We start from the raw sequence: 14,736 nt of genomic DNA, 5'->3' as shown, positions 1-14,736 counted from the left end.
AATTTCTGAGTGAGACGTTGCAGAATCGTGGTCGACTCGCGGATTGTGGCTGGTAGATGCCGTAGCCGCGATGATCTCGGAGGCGACCGATGTGCCGATGGAAGTGGTTTCAGCGACCGGACGAACCGATCGACGTGGTGGAGCGCACGAGCTTCCCGGGCCGAACAGGTGCGTACGCCCCCAGCGAGCCTCCCCAACAGCGTGAGACCAAGCTTCGCCGCAACCAGCGCACTGGTCGGCACGATGCGTGAGCAGATTCGACCCGAGCCGCCGTTCCTCGTGATCATGGCTGGCTACGTGGTCGACTTCCACCACCGCAACGTCTGTTCCAAGTGCTCGCCGGACGGGGAGTGCCCTCGGCTCACGGAGGCGTGCGATCACCTGAGGGCCTGGCGGGACAGGAAGACAGACGGCCGTGAAGGCGGGTGACCTGCTGCACGTCACGCGCGCCGCAAGCGTCCAGTTCACGCGGCCGATCTTCTTCCGCGTCATCAGGGTTCTCGACTGGCCCACCTACGACGGGTGGTGCTGGCTCGATGGCTACGAGCTCGGGCCGAAGATGGACGCCGTGACCCGACGGACCATATTTGTGCAGCTCAACGGGCTACAGGTAAAACACGAACACCTCACCCACGGCGGTGGGTGAGGTGTCCGGAGCGTTGCGGGCCTGCCGATCGATGCACGTCAGGCGTCGACGGCTGCCATCACGTCGTCGCTGACGTCGAAGTTCGCGTAGACGTTCTGCACGTCGTCGCAGTCCTCCAGGACGTCGATCAGCTTGAAGATCTTGCGCGCGCCATCCTCGTCCAGCGGGATGTTCATGCTGGGGATGAGGGAGGACTCGGCCGACTCGTACTCGATGCCGGAGTCCTGCAAAGCGGTGCGGACCGCGATCAGGTCGGTCGGCTCGGAGACCACCTCGTACGCCTCACCGAGGTCGTTGACCTCCTCGGCGCCGGCGTCGAGGACGGCCAACATCACGTCGTCCTCGCTGGTGCCGGTCTTGGGGACGATCACCACGCCCTTGCGGGTGAACATGTACGACACCGAGCCGGCGTCGGCGAGCGAGCCGCCGTTGCGGGTCAGCGCGGTGCGCACCTCGGTCGCCGCCCGGTTGCGGTTGTCCGTGAGGCACTCGATGAGCATGGCCACGCCGTTCGGGCCGTAACCCTCGTACATGATGGTCTGCCAGTCGGCGCCGCCGGCCTCCAGGCCGGAGCCGCGCTTGACCGCGCGGTCGATGTTGTCGTTCGGCACCGAACTCTTCTTCGCCTTCTGGATGGCGTCGTAGAGCGTCGGGTTGCCGGTGGGGTCGCCGCCGCCGATCCGCGCGGCCACCTCGACATTCTTGATCAGCTTGGCGAACATCTTGCCGCGCTTGGCGTCGATGACGGCCTTCTTGTGCTTGGTCGTCGCCCACTTTGAGTGGCCGGACATCTTCTACCTCCGTTGCTACCCGCCGTCTGCATCGACCGCACCGCACACGCCCCCGCTCCCGCCGGCGCACGCGGAGGTGCCGGTCAGCTCTGGTGGAAGCCGTGGCGGGCAGATGGCCCTGCCGAATCTCCGCAATCCTACCGACGCCCCTCGGGTGGATGTCACGCGCCGCACTGCGCCCGGCCCCTGCACGGCCATCGGATGCCCACGAACCGGGAGAAATCTCTCGGTCCGAGCCGTCATGCCTGGCCGGCCCGCCGGATCGCGCGGTGGTGCTCGGTGAGCGTCTGGAGCAGGGTGGTCAACTCCGCGCGCTGGCCGGGGGTCAGCGGTGCCAGAAGAGCGTCCTGCGCCTGCTCAATCTGGACGTGGAGCCGGGCCAACTCCTGCGCACCGGACGGCGTAAGGGTGATCGCGTTACGGCGACGGTTGGCGGGATCGGGCGCCCGGAGCACGAACCCGTCCCGCTCCAGCCGGTCCAGTATCCCCGCCACGTCACTGCGATCCTTCCCGAGCCGGCGGCCCAGCGTCGCCTGGCTGGCCGGGCCACCCTCCTCCAGGGTGGCCAGGACGGCGTAGTCCGACCGCAGGCTGGGGTGGCCGAGCCGGTCGCCGACCACCCGGGTCGCCTCGATCGCGAGATGGTTCAGCAGCCAGGTCGGCAGGCTGCGTAACCGCACGGGAGTACCCGCCGGAGGCATCGGAGTCTCGTCCACGCGGCCAGCATAGACCGCATGTTGGCCACACCAACGTAGAGCTGCTACCGTCGCCGAGCACATGTTGGTCTGACCAACATGCGCTCGGAGGAGGCGGGATGGATTCACGTCCGCAGCAGGAGCCGAGACCCCACGCCGGCCAGCCCGACAGCCCACGTCCCCGTCCGACAGACCACGAGGGAGTCAGCATGATCCGCATCGCCATCATCATCGGCAGCACCCGGCCAGGTCGCGTCGCGCCCCTGGTCGCCGACTGGGTACGCAAGATCGCCGCCGATCGGGTCGACGCCTCGTTCGACATCGTCGACCTGGCCGACCATCCGCTGCCGCACTTCGACGAGCCGACGCCACCGATCTTCGACCGGTACGAACAGCCCCACACCCAGGCGTGGGCCGCGACAGTCGCCGCGTACGACGGGTACATCTTCGTCACCCCCGAGTACAACCACTCCACGACCGGGGTGCTGAAGAACTCGATCGACTACCTCTACGCGGAGTGGAACGACAAAGTCGCCGGGTTCGTCAGCTACGGCGTGGACGGCGGCAGCCGCGCCACGGAGCACCTGCGGCTGATCGCCGGGGAGCTGAAACTCGCCGACGTACGGAGCCAGGTGACACTCACCCTGGGCAGGGACATCACCGACGGACAGGTTCGGCCCAGCGGACGGCAGCCGGACAAGCTGCGGATGATGCTCGACGAGTTGGTCGCCTGGGGCGGTGCCCTGCGCACGCTGCGGGCGACCAGCTGAGCCGGCACCGGGTCAGCGGGCCGCCCGGACCAGCTCCACGAAGTACGCGTGCACCCGCAGGTCACCGGTCAGCTCGGGGTGGAACGAGGTGGCCAGCAGGTTGCCCTGCCGGACCGCCACGATCCGGTCGGCTGCCGGGCCACCGGTCACCTGCCCGATGACCTCGACGCCGGCACCGACCCGCTCGACCCACGGCGCGCGGATGAACACCGCGTGGAAGGGATCGCCCGGGACACCGCTGATCTCCACGGGCGCCTCGAAGGAGTCCACCTGCCGCCCGAAGGCGTTACGTCGGACGGTCATGTCGATGCCGGCGAAACCCTGCTGGTCGGGTCGGCCGTCGAGCACCTCGGTGGCCAGCATGATCATGCCGGCACAGGACCCGTAGACCGGCATTCCGCCGGCGATCCGCTTGTCGATCGGCTCGCGCATCCCGAAGATGTCGGCCAGCTTGCTGATGGTGGTGGACTCGCCCCCGGGGATGACCAGCCCGTCGACCGCGTCCAGCTCCGCCGGACGGCGGACCGGGCGGGCGTCCGCGCCCGCGGCGGCAAGCGCCGCCATGTGCTCGCGGACGTCCCCCTGCAGCGCGAGCACACCGATCACGCTCACCAGCCGCGCTCGGCCAGGCGGTGCGGCTGCGGGATCTCGTCGACGTTGATGCCGACCATCGCCTCGCCGAGACCCCGGGACACCTTGGCCAGCACGTCCGGGTCGTCGTGGAAGGTGGTGGCCTTGACGATCGCGGCGGCGCGCTGCGCCGGGTTGCCGGCCTTGAAGATGCCAGAGCCGACGAAGACGCCCTCCGCGCCGAGCTGCATCATCATCGCGGCGTCGGCCGGAGTGGCGATCCCGCCGGCGGTGAACAGCACCACCGGCAGCTTCCCGCTCTCGGCGACCTCCTTGACCAGCTCGTACGGGGCCTGCAGCTCCTTGGCCGCGACGTACAGCTCGTCGGTTGGCAGCGAGGAGAGCCGGCGGATCTCGTGGCGGATCTTCCGCATGTGGGTGGTGGCGTTGGAGACGTCGCCGGTGCCGGCCTCGCCCTTGGAGCGGATCATGGCGGCGCCCTCGGTGATCCGGCGCAGCGCCTCACCCAGGTTGGTCGCACCACAGACGAAGGGGACCGTGAAGGCCCACTTGTCGATGTGGTTGGCGTAGTCGGCCGGGGTCAGCACCTCGGACTCGTCGACGTAGTCCACGCCGAGGGACTGCAGGATCTGCGCCTCCACGAAGTGGCCGATGCGGGCCTTGGCCATCACCGGGATGGAGACCGCCTCGATGATCCCGTCGATCATGTCGGGGTCGCTCATCCGGGACACCCCGCCCTGAGCGCGGATGTCGGCGGGCACCCGCTCCAGGGCCATCACCGCGACGGCGCCGGCATCCTCAGCGATCTTGGCCTGCTCGGCGTTGACCACATCCATGATCACGCCACCCTTGAGCATCTCGGCCATGCCCCGCTTCACGCGGGCGGTGCCGACGACGGGGGTGGTACCGGAGTTCGGGGCGGTGGTTTCGGACACGGGTCAACGCTCCTCGGGTCGTGCTGTGGGGGGTGGCAGCAAAAATGCTACGTGGAGGTGAACGCCGTACCGACAGCCAATCAGACCCCCGGTGGCCTGCACAGTGGCACTCGTCACCGGCCCCGGGGAGCTGTCGATCAGCTCGCGGGCACGTCCGCCGGCGCGACCAGGGTCGGCTCGTCGATGTCGAAGTAGCGCGGCCACTGGTGACCCCGCCCCATCCGCAACAGACGCACCAGCGGCCGGCTGCGCGCCGATCGCGCGTCGCGTACCAGATCGGTGTGCACCTGACGGGACAGCGCGAGCCGCCGGCTGGCGGCGACGACCGCGCCGCAGTCCGGATCGGCCGGGTCGAGCCGCAGCCCGCGCAGCTGGTGGGTCAGGTCGTTCTCCGCCGCCTCCCGCTCGTCGGGGCCGGCGTCCAGGGCGATCCGGGCCGCCGCGTACAGCTCGACGCCGAACCGCTGCTCGGCCAGCACGGCGGCGGCCGCCGCCCGACGCAGCAGGTGCGCGTCGAGAGCCCGGGCCGCCAGCTCCGCGCGGACCTGGAGCCGCTCGACCCGGCCGGCGGTCCAGATCAGGTACGCCGCGACGAGCCCCACGACCACGGTCGCGGGCACCACCCACCACATGTGCGGCATCGTCGTGCTTGCTCCGTTTCTCCACCGTCCGGGTACGACCGCACCGGTCACCCGATCAGCGCCCGCACCTTGCGTCACACCGGCTCAGCCCAGCCCCACCCATTCCTGGTCGATGACACGCCCGTCGGTTGCCTCGATCGCCGCTGCGTATACCTCCAGAACGCGGCGAGCAACCACCGGCCAGTCGAAATTCCGCACCACCTGATCGCCGCAGGCGCTCAACACGGCCCGGCCGGCCGGATCGTCCAGCAATCCGGCCAGCGCGTCGCGCAGCGCCGCCGGGTCGCCGGTGGGAAAGAGACGCCCGGCCCGGCCACCGTCGAGGACCCGCCGGAACGCGTCCAGGTCGCTGGCGACCACCGTGGTGCCCGCGGCCAGGGCCTCGGTGAGGATCATGCCGAACGACTCGCCGCCGGTGTTCGGCGCCACGTACAGGTGCACGCTGCGCAGCATCCGCGCCTTGTCCGGCTCGGACACCAGACCGAGGAAGGTCACCCGGTCGTGCAGCGCCGCCGGGAACTGGTCGTACAGGTCGTCGGGGTCGCCCGGTCCGGCGACCAGCAGCCGCAGGTCGGGGCGGGTGGCGGCCAGCTCCACGAAGGCGTCACGCAGCACCGGGAAGCCCTTGCGGGGCTCGGTGAAACGGCCCAGGAAACCCAGCGTGCCGCCGGTGCCCGGGGTGCACTCCCCCGGCCAGCCGGGCAACGGCTCGGCGTCGGCGAACTTGGCCACCGCCACCCCGTTGGGGACCTCGACCGCGCCGCCGTCCATGTGCTCGACCTGCACCTTGCGGGCCAGCGCGCTGACCGCGATCCGGGCGGTGATCCGCTCCAGCACGATCTGGAGCACCCCCTGCGCGGCGGCCAGCACCCGCGAACGGGTCATCGCGGTGTGGAAGGTCGCCACCACCGGGCCACGGGCCGACAGCACCGCCAGCAGCGACAGGCTCAGCGTGAGCGGCTCGTGCACGTGCAGCACGTCGAAGTCACCGCCTGTGATCCAGCGCCGGACCCGGGCGGTGGAGACCGGGCCGAACGCGATCCGGGCCACCGAGCCGTTGTACGGCAGCGGGACGGCACGACCGGCGGACACCACGTACGTCGGCAGCGGGGAATCCTCGTCGGCCGGCGCGAGCACGCTGACCTGGTGGCCGAGCGCGATCAGCGCCTCGGCGAGGTCCATCACGTGGTTCTGCACGCCGCCGGGGACGTCAAAGGAGTACGGGCAGACGATGCCGATCCGCATGCGTCACCCCCTCAGGCCTGACCGGCGGCCGGCGGGGGCAACGCGGTGCCGCCACCCGTTCTCCGCTGGTCCAGCCACATCCGCTGCAACATGTGCCAGTCTTCCGGATGCCGGGCGATACCCGCCGCCAGACCGTCGGCGATCAGCTGGGTCAGCGACCGGACCCGCTGGTCCAGTGGTCCCGCCTCGGGCCCGGGCCCCGGCAACGGGCCGGCGAGGGAAGCGCACGCCCTGTCCGGTTCGTACCACATCGAGGCCACGTACAGCGGCGCCCCGGTGTGCAGCGCGAGCAGCGCCGGGCCGGCGGGCATCCGGGTCCGGGCGCCGAAGAAGTCGACCTCCACCCCACGGGCGGAGAGGTCCCGGTCGGCCAGCAGCGGCACCACCGCGCCGGCGCGAAGCCGGTCCAGCAGCACGTCGAACGCCGGCCGCGGCCCGCCGTGGGTGGGCAGGATCTCCATCCCCAGACCCTCCCGGAAGGCCAGGAAACGCTCGTACACGCCCTCCGGGAGCCGCTCGGCGACCGTGGTGATCGGCCAGCCGGTGGCCGCCACCCAGGCGCCCGCGGCGTCCCAGTTGCCGGCGTGCGGCAGCGCCACCACCGCGCCCCGGCCGGCGGCCACGTCGGCGGCGAGCATCTCGGCACCGTCGAGCCGGAACCCGGCCAGGATCTGCGCCCGGCTCAGCGTGGGCAGCCGGAACGCCTCCATCCAGTAGCGGGCGTAGGAGCGCAGCCCGCGCTTGACGAGGTCGTCCAGCTCGGTCTCGGGCAGCTCCGGGCCGACCACCCGGCGCAGGTTCGCGCGCAGTCGAGCCGTACCCCCGCCGGCGCGGCGGTGGGCGCGGTCCGCGCCCGCCTGGAAGGCCGCGGCCACCAGCGGCCGGGGCAGCGCGCGGAGCACCCGCCAGCCCGCGACGTAGCCCAGCTCGGTGAGGTTCACCGGGCCCCGCCGCCGGTCGTCCGGCGCCGGGTCGATCTCATCTCTGGCCGTCCGGCTGGAGCTGTCGGGCCTGGCGGTAGACGTGCGCCACCCGCTGCCCCACCGTGAAGATCGACACGGCGGCGAGCAGCCAGAGCGAGATCTCCAGCGCCGGGTCAACGTGGAGACCGGTGAGGATTCCGCCGACTCCGACGATCAGCAGCCGCTCGGTGCGCTCGGCGACGCCCACGTTGGCGGTCATGCCCAGCCCCTCGGCGCGGGCCTTGACATAGGAGACGAGCCCGCCGGCGGCCAGGCAGAGCAGCGCGGCGGCCACCCCGGAATGGTCGTTCTGGGTGGCCAGCCAGTAGGCGACCGCGCCGAAGACGGCGCTGTCGGCGACCCGGTCCATGCTCGAGTCGAGGAACGCGCCGAACCGGGTGGAGCCGCCGCTCATCCGGGCCATCGTCCCGTCGAGCAGGTCGGTGAGCGCGAACACGGTCACGATGATCGCGCCGGCGACCAGATGGCCGCGGGCACCGAAGCCGAGCGCGCCGACGAGCACACCGACGGTGCCCGCGACGGTGACGGCATTGGGAGTGACGCCTGCGCGGAGCAGTGCGCGTGCGATCGGCTCGACGACGCGGGTCATCCCCGCGCGGGCCGACACTTGGAAGATCTTCGCCATGGCGGTCCCCACGATAACGGTCCGCCCAGCTCCGGCGATACGGCCGGTCCCGTCGACCCGCCCGGGGGAAGCTTGTGCCTACCCGGCAATGGGTGTGAGATCGAGCCAGAAGGTGAGCCAGCTCACCCGTCCGCCCGTCCCGTTTCCGCTGTGCAGCAGACCACCGGAAGATATCGCCGCGCACTCGCCCCGGGCCGCTTCCACCTCGCGCGGCAGTCGCCACCAATCACCGGCTGAGGGAGGTGCGCCCCATGGCGCAGAAGAGTCAGGAGAAGGGTTCCACCGGCGGCACGCCGATGGTGACCGAACCCGGCACGGCTCGCAACGTGGTGCTCGTCGGGCACTCCGGGGCGGGCAAGACGACCCTGGTCGAGGCGTTGCTCGCAGCGACCGGCACGATCAGCCGGGCCGGCAACGTGACCGACGGCACCACGGTCGGCGATCACGACCCGGCGGCCGTACGCCAGCAGCGGTCGGTGAGCCTGTCCTGTGCTCCGCTCCTGCACGACGGCATCAAGGTCAACCTGCTGGACACCCCCGGGTACGCCGACTTCGTCGGTGAGCTCCGCGCCGGGCTGCGGGCCGCCGACGCGGCGCTCTTCGTCGTCTCCGCCGTCGACGGGATGGACGCGGCCACCGCGGCGCTCTGGGAGGAGTGCGCGGCGGTCGACATGCCCCGGGCCGTGGCGGTGACGCGACTGGACCACCCCCGCGCCGACATCGACAACGCCGTCGCGCTCTGCCAGCGGGTCTTCGGCGACAACGTGTTGCCGCTCTACCTGCCGATGCTCGGCGACGACGGCGTCTCCACCGTCGGCCTGCTCGGTCTGATCACCCGCCGGGTCTTCGACTACACAGCGGGGCTGCCCGCCGACGTCCGCGAGCCGGACCCGGAGCACCAGCCGGCCATCGACGAGTCCCGCAACGAGCTGATCGAGGGGATCATCGCCGAGAGCGAGGACGAGACGCTCATGGACCGCTACCTCGACGGCGAGGAGATCGGCACCGAGGTGCTCATCGACGACCTGGAGAAGGCCGTCGCGCGGGGTCACTTCTACCCGGTGGTGCCGGTCTGCGCCGAGACCGGTGTGGGGCTGGACGCGCTGCTGGAGGTGCTGACCGCCGCGTTCCCGTCGCCACCGGAACACGACCTGCCGGCGGTCACCGGCGTGGACGGTTCACCGCGCCCGCCGCTGACCTGCGACCCGGACGGCCCGCTGGTCGCCGAGGTGGTCAAGACCACCGTCGACCGGCACGTCGGGCGGGTCTCGCTGGTCCGGGTCTTCTCCGGCACGCTGCGCCCCGACCAGATCGTGCACGTCTCCGGGCACGGCATGGCCGAGCGCGGGCACCCCGACCACGACGCCGACGAGCGGGTCGGGCACATCTACACCCCGCTGGGCGCCGCCCTGCGTGAGGTGTCGCTCTGCGTGGCCGGCGACATCTGCGCGATCACCAAGTCGGGCAGCGCCGAGACCGGCGACACCATCTCGGCCAAGGAGGACCCGCTGCTGATCGCGCCGTGGGAGATGCCGGAGCCACTGCTGCCGGTGGCGATCGTCGCCCGCAGCCGCGCCGACGAGGACGCGCTGGCCCGCAACCTGGCCCGGTTGGTCGCCGGCGATCCCACGCTGCGGCTGGAGCGCAACCCGGAGACCCACCAGCTGGTGCTCTGGTGCATGGGTGAGGCGCACGCGGACGTCGTACTGGACCGGTTGCGCGCCGGCGGCGTGGACCTGGACACCGAACCGGTCAAGGTGTCGCTGCGCGAGACGCTGACGGTGCCGGCGAAGGGGCACGGACGGCACGTCAAGCAGTCCGGCGGCCACGGCCAGTACGCGGTCTGCGACATCGAGGTGGAGCCGCTGCCCCGGGGCGGCGGCTTCGAGTTCGTGGACCGGGTGGTCGGCGGCGCGGTCCCGCACAACTACATCCCGTCCGTGGAGAAGGGCGTCCGCGCTCAACTGGAACGCGGCCTGGTCGCCGGTCACCCGGTGGTTGACCTGCGGGTGACCCTGGTCGACGGCAAGTCGCACAGCGTCGACTCCTCCGACGCCGCCTTCCAGACCGCCGGCGCCCTGGCGCTGCGCGACGCCGCCGAGCGCGGCCAGCCGGCGCTGCTGGAGCCGATCGACGAGGTGACCATCCGGGTGCCGGACGGCTCGGTGGGCGCGGTGCTGGGCGACCTGTCCGGCCGGCGCGGCCGGGTGCTCGGCACCGAGCCGGACTCCGACGCCGAGGGCCGAACCCTGGTCCACGCGGAGGTGCCGGCCAGCGAGCTGCTGCGCTACGCCGTCGAGCTGCGCTCGATGACCGCCGGCGCCGGCACCTTCCGCCGCGACTTCGTCCGCCACGACCCCATGCCCAGCCACCTCGCCGACCAGGCCCGCAAAGAACACACCCGGTAACCTCCCGCCGCTGACCCACCCCCGGCCGGGGGGGTGGGTCAGGGGTGGGTGCTCGGATGGGTGGCGCGGGCCCAGTGGGGGCGGTCGGCGTCGCGCAGCGCGGCGGTGCGCAGGGCGGCGAGCTGGCGTTCCACCTCGGCGAACTGGTCCGGGGGCAGTGGCCCCTGGTGCAGCGCGGCGGCGTTCTCCTCGACCTGCGCGACGGTCCGGCAGCCCGGGATCGGAATCGTGCGCCCGCTGCGCGCCCAGATCCAGCCCAGCGCGCCCTGCGCCAGGGTGCGCCCGTCGGCGGTCAGCGCGGCGCGGACCGCCCCGACCCTGCGTAGCCACTCCGGCGCCGGTCGGCCGCCGCGGAACCACTCCAGCCAGCCCGGCGTCAACCCGCGTACGTCGTCGCGGGGCAGTGTCGACGAGGCCGAGTACTTGCCGGTGAGCAGTCCCATCCCCAACGGTGCCCGGTTGACGCTGGCCAGGTCGTACTTGTCGCAGACGGCGAGCAGCTCGGGGGCGTCGCGCAGCACCGACAGGGTGTGCTGGACGGCGGTGGCGCCCGAGGCGGACTGCCCGAGCGCGGCAGCTCGGTCGGGGCGGTCGGTGCTCCACCCGTACGCCCGGATGAGGCCCTCGGTCACCAGGGCCTCGCAGGTGCCGATCAGCGCCTCGGCGCGGGGCACCGGCAGGTGGGCCAGGTGCAGTTGGTAGAGGTCGATCCGGTCGGTGTCCAGTCGACGCAGCGAGTCGGTCACCGCCCGCCGCAGGTACGCCGGCGACGCGTCCTCCCCGGTCGCCTGCCGGCTGGTCTCGTCGAAGGTGTAGCCCCACTTGGTGGCGATCACAGCCTCGTCACGGCGGCCGGCGAGTGCCCGGCCGAGCACCCGCTCGCCGTGCCCGGCGCCGTAGGTGTCGGCGGTGTCGAAGAGGGTGACTCCCAGGTCGAGCGCGCGGCGTACCGCTCGCGCCGACTCGTCGTCGTCGACCGCGCCCCAGCCCAGCGGCTGGGTGCCCTCCGCCCAGGGGCCGCCGATCGCCCAGCACCCCATGCCGAGAGCGCTGACCTCGATGCCGCTGCGCCCCAACGTCCGTGTCGTGACTGCCATCGGCCGATCGTGCCACCTCGGTGGGGTCGGGGCGTAGCAGTTCCCGAGCCGGGTACGCCACAGCGCGGCCGCCCCCGCGGTGCGGCATGATCGTCGGCATGCGGCGGTTGGGTGTGGACATCGGCGGCGTGATCATCGAACCGGCGGACAAGGATGCCGACACGTCCTTCTTCGGCCGGCGCTACCTGCGTACGCCCAGCGTGGATGGCGCGTTCGACGCGCTCGCGGCGCTCGGCCCGGCGTTCGACGAGGTTCACCTGGTCTCCAAGTGCGGCGAGTCGATCGAGCGGCGGACCCGGGAGTGGCTGGCCCACCACGACTTCCCGGCCCGCACCGGCATCCCCGTCGAGCGGGTGCACTTCTGCCGGACCCGACCGGCCAAGGCACCGATCGCCCGGCAGCTCGGGCTGACCCACTTCGTGGACGACAAGCTGGAGGTGCTCGGCTACCTCGACTCGGTGCCGCACCGCTACCTGTTCCGGCCCCGCCCGGCCGAGGTCGCCGCACACGCCGCTCTGCTGCCCGGCGTACACCGGGTGCAGAGCTGGCCGGAGCTGACCGCCGTGCTGCGCGCCGGCTAGCCGGACCGTCGCGCGGGCCGCGCGCCGGCGCGACAGGTCAGGACGGCCAGGCGCGGGCGAGCAGGTCGCGGGTGTCACCGAGCAGCTGCGGCAGGACCTTGGTGCGGCCGATCACCGGCATGAAGTTCGCGTCGCCGCCCCAACGCGGCACCACGTGCTGGTGCAGGTGGGCGGCGATCCCCGCGCCGGCCACCCCGCCCTGGTTCATGCCCAGGTTGAAGCCGTGCGCGTTGCTCACCTTGCGGACCACCCGCATCGCGGTCTGGGTGTACGACGCCAGCTCGGTGGTCTCCGGCACGTCCAGGTCGGTGTAGTCGGCGACGTGCCGGTAGGGGCAGACCAGCAGGTGCCCGGGGTTGTAGGGATAGAGGTTGAGCACCACGAACACGTGCTCACCGCGGGCGACCACCAGGCTCTCCTGCGGCGGCAGCCCAGGTGCCCGGCAGAAGGGGCAGCCGGTGGGCTTCTCGTAGCCCTCGGCCGGGCGGTCCTCGCCGGAGATGTAGGTCATCCGATGCGGTGTCCAGAGCCGGTCCAGGCCGTCCGCCATGCCGTCGATGTCCGTGTGCCGTTCCGCCCCTGTCACGAGCCGATCCTATTCAGCCGCGGAAGGTCGCGCGCGCCCCGCCCGGCCGCGCGCGATCATCACGCTACGCGGCGGACGGGCCGATGTTGGTCCGCGAGCTGACCACGTCCAGGACGTGGGTCACCGCTTCGGCGATCGGCACACCATTGCGCTGGGAGCCGTCGCGGTAGCGGAAGGAGACCGTGCCGGCGGCCACGTCGTCGTCACCGGCGATCACCATGAACGGGATCTTCTGCTGCTGGGCGGTACGGATCTTCTTCTGCATCCGGTCGTCACCCGCGTCCACCTGCGCCCGGATGCCCTCGGCGCGCAGCGCCGCGACGAAGCCGTGCAGGTAGTCGGTGTGGTCCTCGCGGATCGGGATGCCGACCACCTGCACCGGAGCCAGCCAGGCCGGGAACGCACCCGCGTAGTGCTCGGTGAGCACGCCGAAGAACCGCTCGATCGAGCCGAACAGCGCACGGTGGATCATCACGGGCCGCTGCCGGGTGCCGTCGGCGGCCTGGTACTCCAGCCCGAACCGCTCCGGCTGGTTGAAGTCGACCTGGATGGTGGACATCTGCCAGGTCCGGCCGATGGCGTCGCGCGCCTGCACCGAGATCTTCGGCCCGTAGAACGCCGCGCCGCCCGGGTCGGGAACGAGCTCCAGCCCGGAGGTCGCGGCGGCGGTCCGCAGCGCCTCGGTGGCCTCGGCCCAGTCCGCTTCGTCACCGATGAACTTGGGTGAGTCGTCGCGGGTGGACAGCTCAAGGTAGAAGTCGTCCAGCCCGTAGTCGCGCAGCAGGTCCAGCACGAAGCTGAGCAGCGTGGACAGCTCGCCGGCCATCTGCTCACGGGTGCAGTAGATGTGCGAGTCGTCCTGGGTCAGCCCCCGAACCCGGGTGAGGCCGTGCACCACGCCGGACTTCTCGTACCGGTAGACGGTGCCGAACTCGAAGAACCGCAGCGGCAGCTCCCGGTACGACCGCCCGCGCGCCCCGAAGATCAGGTTGTGCATCGGGCAGTTCATCGCCTTGAGGTAGTACTCCGCACCCTCCAGCTGCATGGGCGGGAACATGGTGTCCGCGTAGTAGGGCAGGTGCCCGGAGGTCTGGAACAGCTGCGCCTTGGTGATGTGCGGGGTGTTGACGAACTCGTACCCCGCCTCCTCGTGCCGCCGCCGCGAGTAGTGCTCCATCTCCCGCCGGATGATGCCGCCCTTGGGGTGGAAGACCGCCAGGCCGGAGCCGATCTCGTCGGGAAAGCTGAACAGGTCCAGGTCCGCACCGAGCTTGCGGTGGTCGCGCCGGGCGGCCTCCTCCAGCAGCTTCAGGTACGCCTTCAGCTCGTCGCGGGTCGGCCACGCGGTGCCGTACACCCGCTGCAGTTGGGGGTTCTTCTCCGACCCGCGCCAGTACGCGGCGGCCGAGCGCATCAGCTTGAACGCGCCGATCAGCCGGGTGTTCGGCAGGTGCGGGCCGCGGCACAGGTCCGACCAGCAGACCTTGTCCTCCTTGGCGTCGAGGTTGTCGTAGATGGTCAGCTCGCCGCCGCCGACCTCCATCACCTCGTCGGTGTCCAGGCCCTCGCCCTTGACCTCGATCAACTCCAGCTTGAACGGCTCGTCGGCCAGCTCGGCGCGGGCCTCGTCGAGGCTGCCGAAGCGGCGGCGGCGGAACCGCTGCCCGGACTTGACGATCTCCTGCATCCGCTTCTCGACCTTGCTGAGGTCGTCGGGCTGGAACGGCTTCTCGACGTCGAAGTCGTAGTAGAAGCCGTTCTCGATCGGCGGGCCGATACCCAGCTTGGCGTCGGGAAAGACGTCCTGGACGGCCTGGGCGAGCACGTGCGCGGTGGAGTGGCGCAGCACGGTGAGACCGTCGGGCGAGTCCAGGCTGACCGGCTCGACGGCGGTCTGGACGGACGGCGACCAGTCCAGGTCACGAAGCCGACCCTCCGGGTCACGGACCACCACGATCGCCTTGGGGCCGTTCGCGGGCAGTCCGGCCGCGGCCACCGCGTCGGCCGCCGTCGTCCCGGCGGCGACGACGACAGGGTCGGCCACGGCGGGGGTACGGGGTGCGGACACGGTGACTCCTCCAAGTGGTACGAAACGGCGCCGATGCTCGGCTCCTGCCGATGCTATCGGTCCACCCACCCCAG

General features: G+C 71.5%; 15 protein-coding genes. 4 read left to right on the top strand and 11 right to left on the bottom strand.

Going from position 1 to position 14,736, the window contains the following annotated elements:
• Positions 1-415 precede the first annotated feature (415 nt).
• Positions 416-646 (top strand): hypothetical protein, encoded by a 231-nt coding sequence (locus tag ACLJN9_RS25630; RefSeq protein WP_410814145.1) that lies wholly within the window; start codon positions 416-418, stop codon positions 644-646.
• A gap of 38 nt (positions 647-684) precedes the next feature.
• On the opposite strand, the gene ACLJN9_RS25625 is transcribed toward ACLJN9_RS25630, so the two are convergent.
• Together ACLJN9_RS25625 and ACLJN9_RS25620 are read right to left on the bottom strand one after the other, a co-directional pair.
• Positions 685-1,437, bottom strand: a complete 753-nt coding sequence (locus ACLJN9_RS25625) for a YebC/PmpR family DNA-binding transcriptional regulator (protein WP_410814144.1) — start codon at positions 1,435-1,437, stop codon at positions 685-687.
• Between the two features lie 239 nt (positions 1,438-1,676).
• Entirely contained in the window at positions 1,677-2,153 is a 477-nt protein-coding gene (locus ACLJN9_RS25620; protein WP_410814143.1) for a MarR family winged helix-turn-helix transcriptional regulator, read from the bottom strand.
• A gap of 188 nt (positions 2,154-2,341) precedes the next feature.
• Between ACLJN9_RS25620 and ACLJN9_RS25615 the strand changes: the two genes are divergently transcribed.
• Positions 2,342-2,902 (top strand): NADPH-dependent FMN reductase, encoded by a 561-nt coding sequence (locus ACLJN9_RS25615; protein ID WP_410814142.1) that lies wholly within the window; start codon positions 2,342-2,344, stop codon positions 2,900-2,902.
• A 12-nt stretch (positions 2,903-2,914) separates the two neighbouring features.
• On the opposite strand, the gene pdxT is transcribed toward ACLJN9_RS25615, so the two are convergent.
• From pdxT to pgsA, 6 genes are all read right to left on the bottom strand, one after another.
• Entirely contained in the window at positions 2,915-3,514 is a 600-nt protein-coding gene (gene pdxT / locus ACLJN9_RS25610) for a pyridoxal 5'-phosphate synthase glutaminase subunit PdxT (protein WP_410814141.1), read from the bottom strand.
• Positions 3,511-4,428, bottom strand: coding sequence for a pyridoxal 5'-phosphate synthase lyase subunit PdxS (pdxS, locus tag ACLJN9_RS25605; protein ID WP_410814140.1), 918 nt, complete (start codon positions 4,426-4,428; stop codon positions 3,511-3,513). Before pdxS ends, pdxT begins: the two co-directional genes overlap by 4 nt.
• 137 nt (positions 4,429-4,565) lie before the next feature.
• The gene (locus ACLJN9_RS25600) at positions 4,566-5,069 is read right to left on the bottom strand and encodes a hypothetical protein (protein ID WP_410814139.1); all 504 of its coding nucleotides are present in this window, start codon (positions 5,067-5,069) and stop codon (positions 4,566-4,568) included.
• Between the two features lie 84 nt (positions 5,070-5,153).
• Complete coding sequence (locus tag ACLJN9_RS25595) at positions 5,154-6,314, bottom strand: glycosyltransferase family 4 protein (protein WP_410814138.1); 1,161 nt, start codon at positions 6,312-6,314, stop codon at positions 5,154-5,156.
• 11 nt (positions 6,315-6,325) lie between these two features.
• The gene (locus tag ACLJN9_RS25590; protein WP_410814137.1) at positions 6,326-7,255 is read right to left on the bottom strand and encodes a phosphatidylinositol mannoside acyltransferase; all 930 of its coding nucleotides are present in this window, start codon (positions 7,253-7,255) and stop codon (positions 6,326-6,328) included.
• 37 nt (positions 7,256-7,292) lie between these two features.
• Positions 7,293-7,922 carry a phosphatidylinositol phosphate synthase gene (gene pgsA, locus ACLJN9_RS25585; RefSeq protein ID WP_410814136.1) on the bottom strand — a complete coding sequence of 210 codons (630 nt, stop codon included), beginning with the start codon at positions 7,920-7,922 and terminating at the stop codon, positions 7,293-7,295.
• Positions 7,923-8,173: 251 nt separating this feature from the next.
• Between pgsA and ACLJN9_RS25580 the strand changes: the two genes are divergently transcribed.
• Positions 8,174-10,330: an elongation factor G-like protein EF-G2 gene (locus tag ACLJN9_RS25580; protein WP_410814134.1), complete on the top strand. Its 2,157-nt coding sequence runs from the start codon at positions 8,174-8,176 to the stop codon at positions 10,328-10,330.
• A 38-nt stretch (positions 10,331-10,368) separates the two neighbouring features.
• On the opposite strand, the gene ACLJN9_RS25575 is transcribed toward ACLJN9_RS25580, so the two are convergent.
• Positions 10,369-11,427, bottom strand: coding sequence for an aldo/keto reductase (locus tag ACLJN9_RS25575; protein WP_410814133.1), 1,059 nt, complete (start codon positions 11,425-11,427; stop codon positions 10,369-10,371).
• A 98-nt stretch (positions 11,428-11,525) separates the two neighbouring features.
• Between ACLJN9_RS25575 and ACLJN9_RS25570 the strand changes: the two genes are divergently transcribed.
• Complete coding sequence (locus ACLJN9_RS25570; protein WP_410814132.1) at positions 11,526-12,008, top strand: hypothetical protein; 483 nt, start codon at positions 11,526-11,528, stop codon at positions 12,006-12,008.
• A 37-nt stretch (positions 12,009-12,045) separates the two neighbouring features.
• On the opposite strand, the gene ACLJN9_RS25565 is transcribed toward ACLJN9_RS25570, so the two are convergent.
• Together ACLJN9_RS25565 and thrS are read right to left on the bottom strand one after the other, a co-directional pair.
• Entirely contained in the window at positions 12,046-12,558 is a 513-nt protein-coding gene (locus tag ACLJN9_RS25565) for an HIT family protein (RefSeq protein WP_410814325.1), read from the bottom strand.
• Between the two features lie 100 nt (positions 12,559-12,658).
• Positions 12,659-14,662, bottom strand: coding sequence for a threonine--tRNA ligase (gene thrS, locus ACLJN9_RS25560; protein WP_410814130.1), 2,004 nt, complete (start codon positions 14,660-14,662; stop codon positions 12,659-12,661).
• Positions 14,663-14,736: the final 74 nt, after the last annotated feature.

Origin of the sequence: Micromonospora sp. 067-2 (assembly GCF_046549295.1) — a bacterium.
Lineage (GTDB): Bacteria > Actinomycetota > Actinomycetes > Mycobacteriales > Micromonosporaceae > Micromonospora.
The sequence above is the reverse complement of the archived record's forward strand: the minus strand, read 5'-3'. Positions and strand labels throughout refer to the sequence as shown.